The sequence below is a fragment of the Paracoccus sediminicola genome, assembly GCF_027912835.1.
Lineage (GTDB): Bacteria > Pseudomonadota > Alphaproteobacteria > Rhodobacterales > Rhodobacteraceae > Paracoccus > Paracoccus sediminicola.
On record NZ_CP115768.1, the window covers coordinates 382,626 to 401,650 of the forward strand.

Annotated in this window: 20 protein-coding genes and 1 riboswitch; of the genes, 15 read left to right on the forward strand and 5 right to left on the reverse strand. The window is 64.4% G+C overall.

What is annotated here, in order from left to right:
• Positions 1–33 precede the first annotated feature (33 nt).
• From PAF18_RS01905 to PAF18_RS01945, 9 genes are all read left to right on the forward strand, one after another.
• Entirely contained in the window at positions 34–1,023 is a 990-nt protein-coding gene (locus tag PAF18_RS01905) for a BMP family lipoprotein (RefSeq protein ID WP_271116959.1), read from the forward strand.
• Positions 1,023–2,708, forward strand: a complete 1,686-nt coding sequence (locus PAF18_RS01910) for an ABC transporter ATP-binding protein (RefSeq protein WP_271116960.1) — start codon at positions 1,023–1,025, stop codon at positions 2,706–2,708. The genes PAF18_RS01905 and PAF18_RS01910 overlap by 1 nt, the downstream gene beginning before the upstream one ends.
• A gap of 43 nt (positions 2,709–2,751) precedes the next feature.
• Positions 2,752–3,216 (forward strand): hypothetical protein, encoded by a 465-nt coding sequence (locus PAF18_RS01915; RefSeq protein WP_271116961.1) that lies wholly within the window; start codon positions 2,752–2,754, stop codon positions 3,214–3,216.
• Positions 3,216–4,313, forward strand: a complete 1,098-nt coding sequence (locus PAF18_RS01920; RefSeq protein WP_271116962.1) for an ABC transporter permease — start codon at positions 3,216–3,218, stop codon at positions 4,311–4,313. Before PAF18_RS01915 ends, PAF18_RS01920 begins: the two co-directional genes overlap by 1 nt.
• Positions 4,313–5,278, forward strand: coding sequence for an ABC transporter permease (locus tag PAF18_RS01925; protein ID WP_271116963.1), 966 nt, complete (start codon positions 4,313–4,315; stop codon positions 5,276–5,278). Before PAF18_RS01920 ends, PAF18_RS01925 begins: the two co-directional genes overlap by 1 nt.
• On the forward strand, positions 5,262–6,059 hold the full coding sequence (locus tag PAF18_RS01930) for a purine-nucleoside phosphorylase (protein ID WP_271116964.1): 798 nt from the start codon (positions 5,262–5,264) through the stop codon (positions 6,057–6,059). Before PAF18_RS01925 ends, PAF18_RS01930 begins: the two co-directional genes overlap by 17 nt.
• Positions 6,060–6,299: 240 nt before the next feature.
• The gene (gene petA / locus PAF18_RS01935) at positions 6,300–6,863 is read left to right on the forward strand and encodes a ubiquinol-cytochrome c reductase iron-sulfur subunit (RefSeq protein ID WP_271116965.1); all 564 of its coding nucleotides are present in this window, start codon (positions 6,300–6,302) and stop codon (positions 6,861–6,863) included.
• Between the two features lie 11 nt (positions 6,864–6,874).
• The gene (gene petB, locus PAF18_RS01940; RefSeq protein WP_271116966.1) at positions 6,875–8,197 is read left to right on the forward strand and encodes a cytochrome b; all 1,323 of its coding nucleotides are present in this window, start codon (positions 6,875–6,877) and stop codon (positions 8,195–8,197) included.
• Positions 8,198–8,788: 591 nt separating this feature from the next.
• Complete coding sequence (locus tag PAF18_RS01945; RefSeq protein WP_434802268.1) at positions 8,789–9,523, forward strand: cytochrome c1; 735 nt, start codon at positions 8,789–8,791, stop codon at positions 9,521–9,523.
• A gap of 185 nt (positions 9,524–9,708) precedes the next feature.
• Here the strand turns inward: PAF18_RS01945 and PAF18_RS01950 are convergent, their stop codons facing one another.
• The gene (locus PAF18_RS01950; protein ID WP_271116967.1) at positions 9,709–11,136 is read right to left on the reverse strand and encodes a Glu/Leu/Phe/Val family dehydrogenase; all 1,428 of its coding nucleotides are present in this window, start codon (positions 11,134–11,136) and stop codon (positions 9,709–9,711) included.
• A 148-nt stretch (positions 11,137–11,284) separates the two neighbouring features.
• Between PAF18_RS01950 and PAF18_RS01955 the strand changes: the two genes are divergently transcribed.
• From PAF18_RS01955 to PAF18_RS01970, 4 genes are all read left to right on the forward strand, one after another.
• On the forward strand, positions 11,285–11,935 hold the full coding sequence (locus PAF18_RS01955) for a TetR/AcrR family transcriptional regulator (protein ID WP_271116968.1): 651 nt from the start codon (positions 11,285–11,287) through the stop codon (positions 11,933–11,935).
• A 141-nt stretch (positions 11,936–12,076) separates the two neighbouring features.
• Complete coding sequence (locus PAF18_RS01960; protein ID WP_271116969.1) at positions 12,077–12,424, forward strand: I78 family peptidase inhibitor; 348 nt, start codon at positions 12,077–12,079, stop codon at positions 12,422–12,424.
• A complete protein-coding gene (locus PAF18_RS01965) occupies positions 12,424–12,711 on the forward strand; it encodes an I78 family peptidase inhibitor (protein WP_271116970.1) in 288 nt (95 codons plus the stop codon). The genes PAF18_RS01960 and PAF18_RS01965 overlap by 1 nt, the downstream gene beginning before the upstream one ends.
• Before the next feature lie 93 nt (positions 12,712–12,804).
• The gene (locus tag PAF18_RS01970; protein WP_271118172.1) at positions 12,805–13,140 is read left to right on the forward strand and encodes a DUF2794 domain-containing protein; all 336 of its coding nucleotides are present in this window, start codon (positions 12,805–12,807) and stop codon (positions 13,138–13,140) included.
• Here the strand turns inward: PAF18_RS01970 and PAF18_RS01975 are convergent.
• From PAF18_RS01975 to PAF18_RS01985, 3 genes are read right to left on the reverse strand one after another with little or no spacing between them, the layout of a single operon-like run.
• Positions 13,137–13,829: a thiamine ABC transporter ATP-binding protein gene (locus tag PAF18_RS01975; RefSeq protein WP_271116971.1), complete on the reverse strand. Its 693-nt coding sequence runs from the start codon at positions 13,827–13,829 to the stop codon at positions 13,137–13,139. The genes PAF18_RS01970 and PAF18_RS01975 overlap by 4 nt on opposite strands.
• Positions 13,816–15,363, reverse strand: a complete 1,548-nt coding sequence (locus PAF18_RS01980) for a thiamine/thiamine pyrophosphate ABC transporter permease ThiP (protein ID WP_271116972.1) — start codon at positions 15,361–15,363, stop codon at positions 13,816–13,818. Before PAF18_RS01980 ends, PAF18_RS01975 begins: the two co-directional genes overlap by 14 nt.
• The gene (locus PAF18_RS01985; protein ID WP_434802235.1) at positions 15,339–16,313 is read right to left on the reverse strand and encodes a thiamine ABC transporter substrate-binding protein; all 975 of its coding nucleotides are present in this window, start codon (positions 16,311–16,313) and stop codon (positions 15,339–15,341) included. The genes PAF18_RS01980 and PAF18_RS01985 overlap by 25 nt, the downstream gene beginning before the upstream one ends.
• 30 nt (positions 16,314–16,343) lie before the next feature.
• Positions 16,344–16,441, reverse strand: a riboswitch (TPP riboswitch).
• A gap of 80 nt (positions 16,442–16,521) precedes the next feature.
• Between PAF18_RS01985 and PAF18_RS01990 the strand changes: the two genes are divergently transcribed.
• Both PAF18_RS01990 and aroC read left to right on the forward strand, forming a co-directional pair.
• Complete coding sequence (locus tag PAF18_RS01990; protein WP_271116973.1) at positions 16,522–17,046, forward strand: inorganic diphosphatase; 525 nt, start codon at positions 16,522–16,524, stop codon at positions 17,044–17,046.
• 68 nt (positions 17,047–17,114) lie between these two features.
• On the forward strand, positions 17,115–18,215 hold the full coding sequence (gene aroC, locus PAF18_RS01995) for a chorismate synthase (protein WP_271116974.1): 1,101 nt from the start codon (positions 17,115–17,117) through the stop codon (positions 18,213–18,215).
• Positions 18,216–18,258: 43 nt separating this feature from the next.
• Here the strand turns inward: aroC and fzlA are convergent, their stop codons facing one another.
• Positions 18,259–18,981, reverse strand: coding sequence for an FtsZ-binding protein FzlA (gene fzlA, locus PAF18_RS02000; protein ID WP_271116975.1), 723 nt, complete (start codon positions 18,979–18,981; stop codon positions 18,259–18,261).
• Positions 18,982–19,025: the final 44 nt, after the last annotated feature.

Genomic DNA, 19,025 nt, shown 5'->3' on the forward strand with positions numbered 1-19,025 from the left:
GGCTATCTCGCCCGCAGGACATAAGAGGTTGCCATGACGGTGCAGAAAACCCTTTTCGCCTCGGCCGCTGCGTTCGGCCTGATGGCGGGCATGGCGTCGGCAGAGCCGGCGCTGATCTTCGATCTGGGAGGTAAATTCGACAAATCCTTCAACGAGGCCGCCTATACTGGCGCGGCGCGTTGGGCCGAGGAAACCGGCAACTCCTACAAGGAGTTGGAAATGCAGTCCGAAGCACAGCGCGAACAGGCGCTGCGGCGTCTGGCGCAGAGCGGTGCGAACCCGATCGTGATGACCGGCTTTGCCTTCGGCGAGGTGCTGAACAAGATCGCCCCCGACTATCCGGACACGAAATTCGTCATCATCGACGCCGTCGTCGAACAGCCCAATGTGCAGTCGAATGTCTTCAATGAAGGCGAGGGCTCGTATCTCGCCGGGATCATGGCCGCGCAGGCCTCGGAATCCGGCACGGTAGGCTTTATCGGCGGCATGGACATTCCGCTGATCCACAAATTCGAATGCGGCTATCGTCAGGGCTTCCTGGCGGCGAATCCCGAAGGCGAGGTGCTGATCAACTATACCGGCACCACCCCCGCAGCGTGGAACGACCCGGTGAAGGGCGGCGAACTGACTCGCGCCCAGATCTCGCAAGGCGCCGATGTGATCTATGCCGCAGCGGGCGGCACCGGGATCGGTGTGCTGCAAACCGCCGCCGATGAGGGCGTCCTGTCGATCGGCGTGGACAGTAACCAGAACCATCTTCACCCGGGGCAGGTGCTGACCTCGGTGGTCAAGAACGTCGATGTCGCGGTGTTCGACGCTTTCACCGCCGGAGAAGAGGTCGAGCCGGGCGTGAAAGTCTGGGACGTGGCCTCGGACGGGGTGACGGTCGCCATCGACGACAACAACGCCGAGCTGGTCACCGATGAGATGCAGGCCGCCGTCGACGAGGCCCGCGAAAAGATCGCCTCCGGCGAGATCGAGGTGCATGACTACATGACCGATAATAGCTGCCCGGTGGATTGATGCCGGACGGCGCGACCAATGCAGGGGGGCCGTCCGCGGCCCCCCATAACGCTCCGAAAGATGCGGCGCCCGCCATCGAGTTGCGCGGGATTTCCAAATCCTTTGGTCCGGTTCAGGCCAACAAGGATATCGACCTGACCGTCGCGCGCGGCTCGATCCACGGGATCATCGGCGAAAACGGCGCCGGTAAATCGACGCTGATGTCGATCCTGTATGGCTTCTACAAGCCCGACCGGGGCGAGATCCGCATCAACGGCACGCCAATCCAGATCACCGATTCCATGACCGCGATCCGCGCCGGGATCGGCATGGTCTTCCAGCATTTCAAGCTGGTGCGGAACTTCACTGTTCTCGAAAACATCATTCTTGGTGCCGAGGACGGGCCGATGCTGCGCCCGTCTCTGGCGCGTGCGCGCACCCGACTTCGTGAACTGGCCGAGGAATACGAACTTCAGGTCGATCCCGACGAGACGGTCGAGGAGTTGTCGGTCGGCCATCAGCAGCGGGTCGAGATCCTCAAGGCGCTGTATCGACAGGCTGATATCCTGATCCTCGACGAGCCCACGGGCGTGCTGACCCCTGCCGAAGCAGATCACCTGTTCCGCATTCTTCAGGGGCTGCGCGACGAGGGGAAGACGATCATTCTCATCACGCACAAGCTGCGCGAGATCATGGATATCACCGACACGGTCAGCGTGATGCGGCGCGGCGAGATGGTGGCCTCGGTCAAGACCGCCGAGACCTCTCCAGAGGAGCTGGCCGAGCTGATGGTGGGGCGCAAGGTGCTGATGGAGGTCGACAAGACACCGGCCCAGCCCGGAGATACCGTGTTGCAGGTCCGCAATCTGCGCATGGTCGATGAGGACGGGGTCGAGCGTATCCGCGGCATCGATTTCGAGATTCGCGCGGGCGAGATCGTCGGCATTGCCGGTGTCAGCGGCAACGGCCAGACCCAGCTTTTGGAATTGCTGGGCGGGTTCCCGGAAAAAGGCGCGACGGTCAGCGGCGAGATCGTGATGAACGGAGATTCGCTGGACCTCACCGGCTCGAAATCCGACGCGGCGACACGGCGCGCGCGCGGCATCGGCCATGTGCCCGAGGACCGGCAGGACGAGGGGCTCATCATGGATTTCGCGGCGTGGGAGAATGTCGCCTTCGGCTATCACCATTCCGAGGAGTATTCGAACGGGATCTTCATGGATCGCATCGCGATCCGAAAGGATGCCGAGGCCAAGATCGAGCGCTTCGACATCCGCCCGCCAAGCTGCGATCTTGCGGCGCGCAATTTCTCGGGCGGGAACCAGCAGAAGATCGTCGTCGCCCGAGAGGTCGAGCGCAACCCGGATCTGCTTTTGATCGGCCAGCCGACCCGCGGCGTGGATATCGGCGCGATCGAATTCATTCATAAACGCATCGTCGAGCTTCGCGACGCCGGCAAGGCGGTGTTGCTGGTCAGCGTCGAGCTGGATGAGATCATGTCGCTCAGCGACCGGATCCTGGTGATGTTCGACGGCACCATCACGGGTGAGAGACGGGCCGAGAACACCTCGGCGCGCGAGCTCGGGCTGCTCATGGCCGGCGTCACCGATACCGAGCACGCCTCTGCCGAGGATGGCATCCCGCCAGAACACAGCCACCCGGTCGATCACGGCGAGGCGCCGCAGAACCCGGCGGACCGCCCATGATCCCGGCAATCGGTGACAGGCGTTTCGGCGTTGGGGGCGGGTGATGTCGATTCTGGATCTCATCTTCGCGTTATTCTTGCTTGATGTCGTCTGGCGGGAGGCTGTGCAGATCGCACCGGCCGGCTCTGATACCGAGATCACGGTGACGCCCGCACCGGATGCAGCGCCGGGGGACGACGCCGAGATACCGGACATGCCGGAGTTGCCCGATGCCGCACTCGCACCGCTTTACAGCGATGCGGCCCCTGCGGGCGGGGCTGTCGAGCGAATCGAGTTGTCGGATGGAAGATTATGCGAGCTTCGCGACGTGGTCGGGCCGGACGCGGAAGGGGTGATGACCTTCACCCTCTCCGCGATCTCCGAGACCGGCCGGGACTATGAAATGCCGGTGCGACTGTCGCTTGGTGCCGCAGAGGCGGCCGGGGATGACCGCATGCCACGGCTGGCGAAACAGGATAGCTGTCGCTCGGCGCATGACCGGATTCAGCAGATCGAGCAGGGTGAATAATGGATAAGATGCCGAAATGGGCGGATGTGCTGCTCACGCCGCTGATCTCTTTGGTGCTGGCGTTTGCCATATCCGCCCTGGTGATCCTCGCTATCGGGGAAAGCCCCTGGGTGGCGTTGCAGACGATGGTGACCGGGGCGCTCGGCTCCAGCTACGGTTGGGGCTTCACCCTGTATTACACGACAAATTTTATCTTTACCGGTCTGGCGGTGGCGGTGGCTTATCACGCGCGGCTGTTCAATATCGGGGGCGAGGGGCAGGCGGGGCTCGGCGGTCTTGGCGTGGCCATCGTCTGCCTGTTTCTGCCCTGGCCGCACTGGTCGCTGGCGCTGATCGCGGCAATGCTGGCCTCGGCGGCGTTCGGCGCGGCATGGGCCTTCATTCCGGCAATCTTGCAGGCCAAGCGCGGCAGCCACATCGTCATCACCACCATCATGTTCAACTTCATCGCCGCGGCGCTGCTGAACTGGGCCTTGGTGAACTGGCTGCGCCCGGTTGGCAGCATGGACCCGGCCTCGGCCAACTTCCCCGAGGCCACCCATCTGCCGAAAATCACCGACTTCTTCGCCGCGTTCGGCATAGAATGGGGCACGCATACCCCGGTCAATGTCACCTTCCTGATCGCGCTTGCCGCCTGCGTCATGGTCTGGCTGCTGATCTGGCGCACCAAGCTCGGCTATGAGATCCGCGCGCTCGGCCGGTCCGAGACGGCTGCGCGCTATGCCGGCATCTCGCCGGTGAAAATCACCGTGATCGCCATGCTGGTCTCGGGCGGGCTGGCCGGAATGATGGCGATCAACAATGTGATGGGCGAGGCCGAAAGGCTGGTGCTGAACAATGTCGAGGGCGCCGGTTTCATCGGCATCGCCGTGGCGCTGATGGGCCGCAATCACCCGCTTGGCGTGGCGCTGGCGGCGCTGCTCTTCGGATTTCTCTATCAGGGCGGAGGCGAGCTTGCGCTATGGACCTCGATCCCGCGTGAATTGATCGTGGTGATCCAGGCCCTCGTGATCCTCTTTACCGGCGCGTTGGACAATATGGTGCGGATGCCGCTCGAGGCGTTTTTCGTTGCGCGCCGCAAGAAGAGGAGCGCGTGATGGATATCAACACGATCATCCAGATCCTCGATTCCGCCGTGCGGCTGATGACGCCGCTTTTGCTGGCCTGTCTGGCCGGGCTTTATTCGGAACGCTCGGGCGTGTTCGATATCGGGCTGGAAGGCAAGATGCTGATGGCGGCCTTTTCGGCGGCGGCGGTGGCGGCTGTCACCGGCTCGGCATGGCTTGGGCTGATCGCGGCGGTGGCGGGCTCGCTGCTGCTGTCCATCGTGCATGGCGTGGCCTCGATCACCTTCCGTGGCAACCAGCTGATTTCGGGCGTGGCGATCAACTTTCTGGCCTCGGGCATGACCGTGCTGCTCGGGCAGACATGGTTCGGCCTTGGCGGGCGCACACCGCCCCTGTCCGGCGCGGGCCGCTTCGGTTCGATCGAACTGCCCTTCGCCGATGCGCTTGCGCCGGTGCCGGTGATCGGGCCGATCTATGACGAGCTGATCTCGGGACATTCGATCCTTGTCTATGTCGCGTTCCTGGCGGTGCCGCTGACCTGGTGGCTGTTGTTCCGCACCCGTTTCGGTCTGCGCCTGCGCGCGGTCGGCGAGAATCCGGCCTCGGTCGATACGGCGGGGGTGTCGGTCACAAGGCTGCGCTATGTCGCCATTGCGATTGCAGGGGTGCTGTGCGGGCTGGCGGGGGCCTATCTGGCCACGGGCCTGTCTGCGGGTTTCGTCAAGGAAATGACCGCCGGGCGCGGCTTCATCGCGCTGGCGGCGCTGATTTTCGCCAAGTGGCGGCCCTGGGGGGCGCTGTTCGCGACCTTCCTGTTCGGCCTGCTGGAGGCAATCGCCAACCGCTATCCCAATCTGGATCTGGGCCCGATCACCATCCCGTCCATGTTCATGAACGCGCTGCCCTATATTCTTACCGTCATCATCCTTGCCGGCTTCGTGGGCCGCGCCATCCCGCCGCGCGCGGGCGGAGAACCCTATGTCAAAGAGCGCTGAACTCGCCGATCTCATCCGCAGCCGGGCAGGGGAGGCGGCGCCGGAATACGGGCTGATCCTCGGCTCGGGGCTCGGGCATCTCTCCGAGGCTGTGGATGGGGTCGCGATCCCTTACGACTCGCTGCCCGGCTTTCCTCATGCGGGTGTGTCGGGTCATGTTCCGCAGCTTGTGATCGGCGCGTTGGAGGGCGCTCGCGTCGCGGTGTTCGGCGGGCGCTCGCATTACTATGAGAGCGGAAAGGCCGATGCGATGCGGCTGCCACTGGAAACGCTCGCGGCGCTTGGCACCGAAAAGCTTATCCTCACCAATGCGGCGGGGGCTGTGAATGCCGAACTCGCGCCGGGCGGGCTGATGCTGCTGAACGATCATATCGCCTTTGCAGGCACCAACCCGCTGATCGGGGAAAAGACCGACGCGCGGTTTGTCCCCATGACCGAGGCGCATGACCCGGAGATGCGCGCCGCGCTGAGAGAGGCCGCCGCCGCCGAAGGGGTAGAACTGCCCGAAGGCGTCTATGGCTGGTTCTCTGGCCCAAGCTTCGAGACGCCGGCAGAGATTCGCGCGGCGCGTGTGCTGGGGATGGATGCGGTCGGCATGTCCACCGTGCCGGAAATCATCCTCGGCCGGTTCCTCGGCCTGCGCTGCGCGGCGATCTCGGTCATCACCAATATGGGCGCGGGCATGTCTGACGAATCTATCAGCCATGATCACACCAAGCAGATGGCGCCACTGGGCGCGGCCAAGCTGGAAAAACTGCTGCGCCGTTTTCTGCGCGGATAGGTCTTTCCTATGCGGCGCGGCCACGGGGCGCATGGTCGGGCTGCGTCGGAATGTCGCAATCCGGCGCGGGATGCGGAGACGAAAACGCAACACATGCGGTGATTTGCCCGAAATACCGCGCCCGCCCCTTCTGGACTGGCACGAAATTGATCGCTAGAGATGAGCACGCAAAGGCTGCGATTCAAGCGGCCCGATACAACATAGAAGGCCCGCCCGCCGGGCCTGAACCGGAGAATTGCCGTGACCCACGCTGAAGAACACGAAGGCACGCGGAGGGATTTCCTCTACTACGCTACCGCCGGGGCCGGAGCGGTCGCGACGGGTGCCGCCGCCTGGACGCTCATCAACCAGATGAATCCCTCGGCCGATGTGCAGGCCCTGTCCTCGATCATGGTCGATATCAGCGGCGTCGATGTGGGCACGCAGCTGACGGTCAAATGGCTCGGCAAGCCGGTCTTCATCCGCCGCCGCACCCCGGAAGAGATTGAGGCCGGTCGCGCCGTCGATGTCTCTGATCTCATCGACCCGGTCGCGCAGAACGCGAATCTGTCGGGCGAGGAACCCGCGACCGATGAAAACCGCACCCTCGACCCCGAGGGCGAATGGCTGGTCCAGATCGGTGTCTGCACCCATCTCGGCTGCGTGCCGATCGGCGAGGGTGCGGGCGATTTCGGCGGCTGGTTCTGCCCCTGCCACGGCTCGCATTACGACACGGCGGGCCGCATCCGCCGCGGTCCCGCGCCCCGCAACATGGATATTCCCGTGGCGTCCTTCGTCGACGACGCAACGCTGCAACTCGGCTGAGGAGGCGCCCAATGTCCGGAATCCCGCACGATCACTATGAACCGAAAACGGGCGCCGAGCGCTGGCTGCATCGCCGCCTGCCGATCGCCGGTGTCATCTATGACACGCTGATGATCCCGACGCCCAAGAACCTCAACTGGATGTGGATCTGGGGCATCGTCCTGACCTTCTGCCTGGCGTTGCAGATCGTCACCGGCATCGTGCTTGCGATGCATTATACGCCCCATGTGAACATGGCCTTCGACAGCGTCGAACATATCATGCGTAACGTGAATGGCGGCCAGATGATCCGCTATCTGCACATGAACGGTGCCTCGCTGTTCTTCTTTGCGGTGTATCTGCACATCTTCCGCGGGCTGTTCTACGGGTCCTATAAAGCCCCGCGCGAGGTGACCTGGATCATCGGCATGCTGATCTATCTGTGCATGATGGGCACCGCGTTCATGGGCTATGTGCTGCCCTGGGGTCAGATGTCCTTCTGGGGCGCGACCGTGATCACCGGGCTCTTCGGCGCCATCCCCGGCATCGGCCCGAGCATCCAGGAGTGGCTGCTCGGTGGGCCGGCGGTGGATAATGCCACGCTGAACCGCTTCTTCTCGCTGCATTATCTGCTGCCCTTCGTCATTGCCGGGCTGGTGGTCGTCCATATCTGGGCCTTCCACTCGACCGGCAACAACAACCCGACCGGGATCGAGGTTCGCCGCACATCGAAGGCCGAGGCGGAAAAGGACACGCTGCCATTCTGGCCCTATTTCGTCATCAAGGATCTGTTCGCTCTGGCGGTGATCCTGGTGCTCTTCTTTGCCGTGGTCGGCTTCATGCCGAATTATCTGGGCCACCCCGACAACTATATCGAGGCGAACCCGCTGGCGACGCCGGAACATATCGTGCCGGAATGGTATTTCCTGCCCTTCTACGCGATCCTGCGCGCCTTCACCGCCGATGTCTGGGTCGTGCAGCTGGTGAACTTCGTGTCCTTCGGGATCATCGACGCAAAGTTCTTCGGTGTGCTGGCCATGTTCGGCGCGATCCTGGTTATGGCTCTGGTGCCGTGGCTGGACACCAGCCGGGTCCGCTCTGGCCGGTTTCGTCCTCAGTTCAAGTGGTGGTTCTGGCTGCTCTGCATCGACTTCGTGGTTCTGATGTGGGTGGGCGCCATGCCGGCAGAGGGGATCTATCCCTATATCGCGCTGGCTGGCTCGGCCTATTGGTTCGCCTATTTCCTTGTGATCCTGCCGCTCCTCGGCATCATCGAGAAGCCCGAGCCGATGCCCTCGACGATCGAGGAAGACTTTAACGCGCACCACGCCGCACAAACCCATCCTGCCGAGTAAGGAGAGGCAAGCATGACCATGAGAATCACGACCCTCACGGCCGTGGCCGCGCTGACCCTTGCTGCCCAAGGCTGGGCGCAGGAAGGCGAAACGGTAGACGCCGTAACCATCATCGAAGAGGCTCCTGCAACGGCTGAAACCGAAGCGGGCGCAGCGACGGAGGCCCCATCCGGAGAAGAGGCCGATACCGAAGAGGCCGCTGCTGACGCGGAAGGCGCGGCGGAAGCCACCGCGGAAGAGACTGCCGCCGAAGAAGCTACGGCAGACGAAGCTGCTACCGAAGAGGCCGCTACTGGAGAAGCCGCTGCCGAGTTAGAGGCCGGCGAGGCTGAGGCCGCAGACACAGAGGCTGAGGCGCAGCCCGCGAGTGATGAGGAAGTTGCCGCAGACGACGCCGCCGAAGACGGCGAAGCTGCCCCCGCAGTCGCAGAAGATGAGCCCGCCGCAGCTGCGGAGGGCGAGGCTGCCGAGGCAGATCCCGCAGCGGAAGACGGCGCCGCAGATGACGCGACGGCTGAGGGCGAGGCGCCCGAACCCGCCGAGGCGGAGGGCGAAGCCGGTGACGGGGGCGAAGAAAGCGCCGCCGAAGAGGTGGAAAGCGAAGAATACGCGCATGTCACCGATATCGACTTCAGCTTCGAAGGTCCGTTCGGCAGCTTCGACCAGTTCCAGCTTCAGCGCGGTCTGCAGGTCTATACCGAGGTCTGCGCCGCCTGCCACGGTCTGCGTCAGGTGCCGATCCGCACGCTTAGCGACGAATATGGCCCGGAACTGCCTGCCGATCAGGTGCGCGCCTATGCGGCGAATATGTTCGTCATAGATGCAGAAACCGGCGAAGAGCGTCCGCGCGTCCCGACCGACCATTTCCCGACCGTGACCGGCGAGGGGATGGGGCCGGATCTGTCGCTGATGGCTAAGGCCCGCGCCGGATTCCACGGACCTTACGGCACCGGCATCAGCCAGCTGATCAACGGAATGGGCGGCCCGGAATATATCTATTCCGTGCTGACCGGCTATACCGGCGAAGAGGTCGAGCAGGCCGGGACCTATCTCTATGGGAACGAAGCTTTCGCGGGCGGTCTGATTTCGATGCCCGCACCGTTGTCGGACGGGCTGGTGACCTATGAGGACGGGACCGAGGCGACGGTCGATCAGATGTCGCGCGACGTGTCGGCCTTCCTGATGTGGACTGCCGAGCCGAAGATGATGGCGCGCAAGCAGAACGGCTTTGTTGCGGTGATCTTCCTCATCGTGCTGGCGGCGCTGCTTTATTTCACCAACAAGAAACTGTGGTGGGACGTGAAGCACGGCCGTCGCGAGGATTGACCGGGCGGCCATGCCGACCGCATCCATATCCGAACCACCCAGAAACGCGCCCTTCGGGGCGCGTTTTTCTTTTCCTTGACCGGCTTGCCGGCGGGCCGCCCTATCTTCGGGCGGATGGAAGAAGGGCCGGGCGATGGCGCGCCCGGCCCTGTTGCCGTCCCGCTTGGGCGGGCTGTCGAAGCGGATCAGAGACCCAGCGAGCCGTAGACATTGGCGATACGGCGGATCGCGACGACATAGGCGGCGGTCCGCAGATCGGTGACCCGCTCATCGTCGAACCAGACCTCCTGCATCTTGCGGTAATTGTCGCGCATCGTGTCGTCGAGACCCGAGCGCACCAGCTCGATCTCGTCTGCACCGTGCAGATAGGCCTCCTTGAAGCCCTCGGTCATGGTCCAGGCCAGTCCGGAATCGGATGAGAGCCGCTCGATCTCCGAGATCAGAAGCCGGTTGCGATGCTCTTCATAGCGGCGCTCCATCCGGCCGAGGCTGATCTGCGACAGGTTCTTCACCCATTCGAAATAGGAGACGGTCACACCGCCCGCATTGGCATACATGTCCGGGATGACGACCACGCCGCGCTTTTTCAGCACCTCGTCGCCATCCGAGGTGATCGGACCGTTCGCGGCCTCGATGATCAGCTTGGCCTGGATTCGCGGGGCGTTTTCAGCGGTAATGACGCTTTCCACCGCGGCGGGGATCAGAATGTCGCACTCGTCTTCGAGTGCGTCGAGCCCGGCCGGGCGGAAGCTCGCACCCGGGAAGTTCTCGACCCCGCCGGTCTCGGTGATGTGCTTTTTCAGGGCGACGATATCCAGCCCGTCGGGATTGTGGACCGAGCCGTTATATTCGACCACGGTCACGATCGCGCAGCCATCTTCTTCCGAGAGGAACTTGGCGGCATGATAGCCCACATTCCCGAGACCCTGCACGACGACGCGCTTGCTTGACAGCGGTCCCTCGATGCCGGCGCGCTTCAGCGCATCGGGGTGGCGGAAGAACTCGCGCACCGCATACTGGACGCCGCGCCCGGTCGCCTCGACCCGGCCCGAAATCCCGCCAATGGTGACCGGCTTGCCGGTCACACAGGCCTTGGCGTTGATATCGTCGGGGTGCAGCCGCTTATAGGCATCGGCCATCCAGGCCATCTCGCGCTCGCCCGTGCCCATATCGGGGGCAGGAACGTTCTGCGACGGAGAAATCAGACTGCGGCGCGACAGCTCATAGGTGAAGCGGCGCGTGATTCGCTCCAGCTCGTCCTCGTCCCAGTCGCGCGGATTGATCCGCAGACCGCCTTTCGAGCCGCCGAAGGGCACTTCGACCAGCGCGCATTTATACGTCATCAGCGCGGCAAGCGCCTCGACCTCGTCCTGATTGACCGACATGGCATAGCGGATGCCGCCCTTCACAGGCTCCATATGTTCGGAATGGACCGAGCGATAGCCGGTGAAGGTGTGGATCGCGCCGCGCAGCCGCACCCCGAAACGCACCGTGTAAGTCGAGTTACAGACCCGGATCTTTTCCTCCAGCCCCGGCGGCAGCTTCATCAGGGAAGCCGCCTGGCTGAACATCCGATCGACTGAGTCGCGGAACGACGGGTGGGCGTTGGACATGAGCACTCTCCGCTTTGCCTATTCCTTTGGCAGAGCATCGTTGCTACGGCGGATTTTCGCAATGCCATTTCACCAAATCGCTCTGGCCTTGTGGTTAACAAGCTCGCGGATTTATCTTTCGCCGGTACGACACAGTTTAGGCAGTCCAATGGTTAACGAGGCACGGTCCATCACCAGGGGCCGGAAATACGGTCAGGTGCTGGAGGGCGCGCGACGCGTCTTCATGCGCGATGGTTATGAAGGGGCGAGCGTCGACGATATCGCCCGAGAAGCATCTGTGTCCAAGGCAACGCTCTACAGCTATTTTCCCGACAAGAAGCTGATGTTCGACGCGGTGTTCCGCGACGAGCTGGACCGCGAGCGTCTGGATGGCACCGCGCTGATCGGGTTGGATCTGCCGGTGGATCAGGTTCTGCGCTTCACCGGCCATCTGATCGCCAACCATGCGGTGTCCGAGTTCGGATCCCGTACCCTGCGGCTGGCCATTGCCGAGGCCGAGCGTTTCCCGACTCTTTCGGCGGAGTATTACGAACTTGGCCCGGCGGCGCTGCGACGCCAGCTGGAACGGCAGCTTCGCCGCTGGCAGCAGGACGGGCTGCTGCGCGACGACATTGCGGATCTGGGTCTTGCCGCCGACAGCTTCGTGCAGCTCAGCATGGCGCGGGTGAAGGATCGGGTGATGCTGATGGGCCGGGCCTCGGTCGATGACGCGATGATCCGGCGGACCGTCGATAACGCCGTCGACACGTTCCTGCGCGCTTATGGCACGGATTCGGCACGGCAATTGCTGGCAAGCTGATGGGGTTGTGACCCGCCATGGGCGCTGCGGGCTTAACAGCGGCGCCTCCACAGCGTATAGGTTTTCGCAAGGCCCCCGGCTCAGCGGGGCCGTGTGACGCAGGACCATACGAAACCTCATCAGGGACAGATGAACGAGATGATGAAGACGCCCCGCCTTTTCGCCCCGCTCGCCGCCGCGCTTGCGCTTGCCGGCTGCATGGCCGCGCCGCCGCAGGCTCCGGTGGATCAGGCCGTGGTCAACCCGCAGGTCGCGCCGCTGCCCACCGCTTCCGATGACGGTCTGGTCGAGCGCAAGCCGGATCTCTGCAAGGCCAGCACCTATACCAGCTATATCGGCCAGCCGGGCAGCGTCGTGCCGACGCTCGGGATCACGCGCGAGTATCGCGTCGTCGAGTATCGCGGCATCGAGCCGCAGGAATATGATCCCAACCGGATCGTGTTCCGGCTGGACAGCGCCGGGAACATCTCTGCCGTGGATTGCGGCTGATGCGGGCGCGTCTGACATTCTGCGCCGTAGCGCTTGGCGCGCTTGCGGGCTGTATCGAGACCGCCGAGCCCTCGGGCCCGGCAGAGCCGCCTCCGCCTTCGGATGCCTGCGGTGCTTCGCAGCATCAGCGGCTGGTTGGCCAGAGCAGCGCAATCCTCGCCGGTGGCGCGCTTCGCGAGGCGCGGCGCATCGGGCCGGACATGGCGGTGACGTCGGATTATCGCCCCGAGCGGATGAATATCGAATATGACGAGAACGGGATCATCACCAAGATTTCCTGTTACTGACCGGCCCTGGGCGCGGCCTGGCTTATGGCGACCGGCCGCGCATCGCATGTTTTTGCCGTTGATCGTGGCGGCGAGCGGTGCCACGATCCCAAGATGCAGAACCCGCATCACCCTCTGACCCCCCAGCCCGACAGAATAGCCTTCGACCGCGCCGAGCTTGGCGTGATCCTGTCGGTCTATGGCCGCATGGTCGCGGCAGGAGAGTGGCGCGATTACGCAATGGCGTTTCTGCGTGACGTGGCGGTGTTCTCGATTTTCCGCCACAGCGCCGAGACCCCGATCTATCGCGTGGAAAAGCGGCCCCGGCTGCGCAACCAGCAGGGCATGTATGCGGTGATCGGCATGGATGGACGCATTCTCAAGCGCGGTCACGATCTGAAACAGGTGCTGCGCGTGTTCGACCGCAAGATGATCCGGGCGGTCGACTAGCCAAGATAAGCGGCAAGCGGCGCGGGCGGATGGTCCAGCAATGGGCCTGTCGGGACTGCGGGCTGCGCGAGCCCATCTATCACTACCACCGTCTGGGGCGCGAAGGCGCGGGCGTCCTTCGGGTCATGCGTGACCATCAGCACCGTCGCACCGCTGCGTTCCGCGATCCGGCCAAGAAGCTCGAGCATCTCCGACTTGAGCGCCGGGCCGAGCGCCGAGAACGCCTCATCGAGAAGCAGTACGGGCCGGGCGCGCAGCGCCACGCGCGCCAATGCCACGCGGCTTTGCTGGCCGCCGGAAAGATTGGCGGGGCGACGCTCGGCCATGCCGGACAGCCCGACCTCGTCGAGGGCCCGCGACACCGCCCGTTCCTGATCCGCCGAGAGCCGGAGGTCGGGCCGCAGACCCAATCCGACATTCTGCGCCACGCTGAGATGGGGGAACAGGTTCTGGTCCTGAAACAGCACCGACACCGGACGCTCGCCGGGGGCCAGCACCCCCATGTCGCGCCCCTGCCAACACACCCGTCCCGAAGACAGCGGCACGAAGCCCGACACCGTTCCAAGCAGCGTGGACTTGCCAGAGCCGGAGGGCCCGATCACCGCGACCCGCGCCCCTGCATCAATGCCGAAATCGGCGCGCAGACGGAAATCGCCCAGCCTCGCCTCGGCAGCCTCAAATCGCAGCATTCACACGTCCTCCGCGGTCGAAGATCCAGAACAGGGCAAAACTGATCGCCATCAGCAGCACCGCGCAGGCCGCGGCATCGGCCATGCGATAGCTGTTCATCAGCTGATAGAGCTTCAGCGGCAGCGTCGCGTTCTCGCTGTCGGCAAAGAGCGTGATGACGCCCAGATCGCCCATCGCCAGGGCCGCAGCCAGCCCTGCTGCAAAGCCCAGCGGGCGCGACAGGCGCGGCAGGATCAGCAGCCGCAGCCGCGCCAGCCCGCGCATGTCCAGCGAATCGGCCAGCCTTCCGTAATCCGCGCGCAGGCTCCGCGCTGCCGGGATCAGGATGCGCAGCGCAAACGGCAGCGCCATTGCCGCGTTGATCCCGACCGTGACGGGCAGCGCGAGCTCGGTGGGCGAGGCCAGCCCGCGCAGCAGCAGGTAAAGCCCCGTGCCGAGCACAAGCGGCGAGGCGACGATGGGCAGCATCCCCGCCGCCTCGACCCAGCGATTGCCCCGCGCGACGCTAAGCGCGAGCGGCAGCGCCAGCACGAGCGTCGCAAAAGCCGAGATCAGCGCCATCACCACCGAACGCAGCGCCGCCGCCCAGATCGGCGCGGGCAGCCCGGTCAGCCGCGGCAGCCCCTGCGCGATCACCGAAAGCATCGGCACAAGCAGGAAGCCGGCGGCAAGGGCAATCGCCACCAGATCCATCCCGCGACGCCAGCCGGGCGGGCCGCGCAGTCCGGAATCGCGATCCATCCCCGCGCCGAACCCGGCGGGAATCGCCACGCGTGAGGACAGCGCCAGCGCAACAAGGCACAGCGCCACCTGCACCAGCCCCAATGTCGCCGCCTTGCCGAGATCGAAATCGAAGCGGAACGCCTGATAGATGGCCAGCTCGACCGTGGTCGCGCGCGGCCCGCCGCCGAGCGCCAGCGCCACCGCAAAGGAGGTCAGGCAGACCAGAAACACCGCCAGCCAGGCGCCCGGCAGCACCTCGCGCAGCATCGGCCGCTCCAGATGCCTCCCGATATCGGCCGGCGCAAAGCCCAGCGAACGGGCCAGCCGGAACCGCTCGGACGGGATCGCCTGCCAGCCATGAAGGATCATCCGCACCGAGAGCGGCAGGTTGAAGAACACATGCGCGAGGACCACCCCCTGCCAGCCATAGATCGACACCGGGCCCAGCCCCAGCGGCGCAAGCGCCTGGTTGACCAGCCCCGAGCGACCAAAGACCGAGACCAGCCCCATGATCGCCACGATCACCGGCAGGATGAACGGTGCCCCGAGCAGCGTGATCAGCACAGCGCGCCCGAAAAATCGCCGCCGGGCCAGCGCGCGGGACACCGGGATCGCCAGCCCGGCCGATAGCGTGGCCGAGACCACCGCCTGCCAGATCGTGAACCAGACCGCCCGCCAGTCCCATGTCCCGAGCCCCGAAAGGCCGCCCGCTTGCAACGCCACCGCGCCAAGCGTGCCCATCACCAGCAGGACAAGCCCCGCCGCGACGGCGGGACCGGCGGGGTCTATTGCGCGAAAACGCTGAGCCATTCATCAAGCGCCGGTTTGCGCAGCGCCTCGGCTTCCTCTTCGTTCAGGAAGATGGTCTTTCCGGGCCGGGGCAGCGCCGCGAAATAGGCCGGAAGCAAATCGCGCTTGAGCTTGGCCGGATAGGACCAGTTCGCCTCGGCGATCATGCTCTGGAAATCCTCGGAAAGAACATAGTCCATGAATTGCTGCGCCAGCGCGGGCTGATCGGTCCCGGCAAGCTGTGCGGCCAGCTCGACCATGAAGTAATGCCCCTCGGGAAAGATAGCGGCAGCCTTGGTCGTGTCCTGCTCGGCGCCGATGTGATAGGCGGGCGAGGTTGTATAGCTTAGCACCATATCGGCCTCGCCATCGGTGAACATGCCATAGCTTTCGGACCAGCCCTGGGTCACGGTCAGCACCTTCGGACGCAGCTTTTCCCAAGCCGCGCGGGAGTCGTCGCCATAAACGCTGTTCACCCACAGCAGCAGCGCCAGCCCGCTGATCGAGCTGCGCGGATCCTGGATCACGATCTTGAGGTCATCGGGCGCATCGAGCAGCGCGTCGAAACTTTCGGGCGGGTTGTCCATTCGGGTCTTGTCATAGACAAAGGCCGTCTCGCCCCAGTTGAAGGGCAGGAACACCTCATCAGTCCACTCGATGGGCAGGGTCAGCCCGGACAGGTCCTGGCCATGCGGCGCGAACAGCCCGGATTGGCGGGCGCGCATGGTCACGTCGCTGTTCAGCCCGATCACCGCATCGGCCTCGGTCTGCTTGCCCTCCAGCAACAGCCGGGGCAGCACATCGCCGGTGACGAAGTTCAGGTCGCAATCGCAGACCGCCTCGAAGCCCTCCTCGATCTTCGGACCCGGCCCCCATTCCGAGGCGAAGTAGTCGGGCGCATAGACGGTGAATTCATCGGCGGCCAGCGCCGGGCTGGCGGAGATCATCAATGCCAGCAGGGCATTACGCATATCGTCCTCCTTCTGTTCAATGTCGGAAAGAAAGGATGACGAAACCTTCCCTCCGCCGGTCGTGAACCGGATCAGGTTCAACGGGTCCGCGAAAGCGTCTCAGCCCGAAGGCACCCCGAGGTGGAACCGAAGATAGCAGCGGAGGTTGGCTGTGCAAGGCCCCCATCGCGACGACAGGTCGACGCTTTAGACAGAAAGGACCGCAACCATGTTCAACGAAGCCGTCAAGCACGTGCCCGCCCGTGCGGGAGAGGATACCGTCAACGTCTTTATCGAGACGCCTCGCGGCAGCCGGCAAAAGATGAACCTGCACGAGAGCGGGCTGTTTCGGATTGGGCTGGAGCTGCCGGAGGGAATGCGCTTCCCCTTTGCCTTTGGCTTCGTGCCGCAGACCCGTGCACCGGATGGCGACCCGCTCGACATCTTGCTGCTTTGCGACGGCGAGCTTCCCGCGGGGTCTCTGATCGAGGCGCGGCTGATCGGCGTGCTGAAAATGGAGAATGAGGAAGATGGCGCGTTGGTCCGCAATGACCGCGTCGTCGCCATCGCCACGATGAGCAGGATCTATAACGACCTCGCCGACCTTGCCGAGGCGCGAAAAGAATTCGTCTGGGACATGCAGCTGTTTTTCGAATCCTATAACCGGATGATCGAGCGCGGCTATGAGTTCAAGGGGCAGGGCGACCGGAACGAGGCGATCTCGCTGTTCGAGGAGTCGGTGTTGCAGCAATAGCATATGGCTCTGGCGCCTTGCCGCGGGCCGGGCGGGCGGCTAACGAGGGCGTCAAAGGAGATCCCGCGATGAGCCTCAACAGCTTCGGCCATGTCTTCCGCGTTACCACCTGGGGCGAAAGCCACGGGCCGGGGCTTGGGGCGGTGATCGACGGCTGCCCGCCCGGCGTGGCTCTGGACGAGGGCTGGATCCAGCCCTTCATGGATCGCCGTCGCCCGGGCAGTTCCAAGAATACCACCCAGCGGCAAGAGCCCGACCGGGTCCGCATTCTGTCGGGCGTGTTCGAAGGCCGCAGCACCGGCACACCGATCATGCTGATGATCGAAAACACCGATCAGCGCTCCAGGGATTACGGCGAGATTGCGACCGCCTTCCGTCCGGGCCATGCCGACATCGCATATCATCAGAAATACGGCATTCGCGATTACCGCGGCGGCGGTCGTTCGAGCGCGCGCGAAACCGCCGCGCGGGTCGCGGCGGGCGCGGTCGCGCAGGCGGTGCTGCGTGAATTGGTGCCGCAGCTCTCGGTGATCGGATATATGGTGCAGATGGGCGATCTGCGGCTCGACCGGTCCAGCTTCGACGAAAGCGCGATCCGCCAGAACCCGTTCTTCCTGCCGGATGCGGCAGCGGCCGTCGAGTGGGAGGATTACCTCACCGGTATCCGCAAGGCGCAGAACAGCGTCGGCGCCGCGATCGAGGTGCTTGTGCGCGGTTGCCCGCCCGGTCTCGGCGCGCCGGTCTATGGCAAGCTCGACACCGATCTCGCCGCGGCAATGATGTCGATCAATGCGGTGAAGGGCGTCGAGATCGGCGAGGGCATGGCAGCGGCGGGCCTGACCGGCACCGACAATGCCGACGAGATCCGCATGGGTGCGGATGGCCCGGAATATCTGTCGAACCACGCCGGAGGAATCCTCGGCGGGATCTCGACCGGGCAGGACATCACCATCCGCTTCGCAGTCAAGCCGACCTCATCCATCCTCACCCCACGCCGCACCATCAATCAGGCGGGGGAAGAGATCGAGCTGATAACCAAGGGCCGTCACGACCCTTGCGTCGGCATTCGCGCCGTGCCGGTGGCCGAGGCGATGGCGGCTTGCGTCGTGCTCGATCATCTTTTGCTCGATCGCGCCCAGACCGGCGGTCAACGAGGCCGGATCGGCTGAGAGGCAGGGGCGTGACCCCGCTTCGGCGGCGAAATGTCGCGGATCAGAAATCCAGCAACGCGTAATGCGCCGCCGGGTGAATGCCGGGGACCTGATCGGCCAGCACGTTGCGGAAGGCCGGGCGCGACTTGATCGTCGCATACCACTGCCGCACCAGATCCGAGCGGTCCCAATCCACATCCGAAATATAATCGAGACAGGAGAAATGCGCCGCCGCTGCGAAGTCGGCGATGCTCAGCGTCGGGCCAGCCAGCCAGCGGCGCTCTTCCAGAAGGCGGTGCATGTAATCGATATGCACCTTGATCGCGCCCAGCCCGGCCTTGACCACGCGGCTGTCGGGATAGCCGGTTTTCTGCACCTTCTTCCAGACCCGCTCATTCAGCACCGGGCGGGTAACCTCGGCATTGAATTTGTCGTCGAACCAGGCACATAGCCGGCGAACCTCATAACGTCCGGCGGCGCCGTCCGGCATCAGCGGCGGGACCGGGACAGTTTCGTCGAGATATTCGCAAATGGCCTGGCTTTCCGCCAGCAGCATCCCGTCGAGCCGCAGCACCGGGATCTTGCCGGCAGGGTTGCGGCGATAGAGTTCGGGGTCTTGCTCCCAGTAGCGCTCTTCGGCGAGTTCCACCTCGATCCGCTTCTCGGCCAGCACCAGCCGCACCTTTCGCGAGAAGGGCGACAGCGGCGAGTGATATAGCCGCGCGGGCTGGCTGGCCGTGGGGCGCGGGGTGGCGGCGGCGGACGATGCGTAACGGTCGGTCATGGGGCGGTGATACGCGAAGCGCGCCGCGCCTTTCAACACCATCC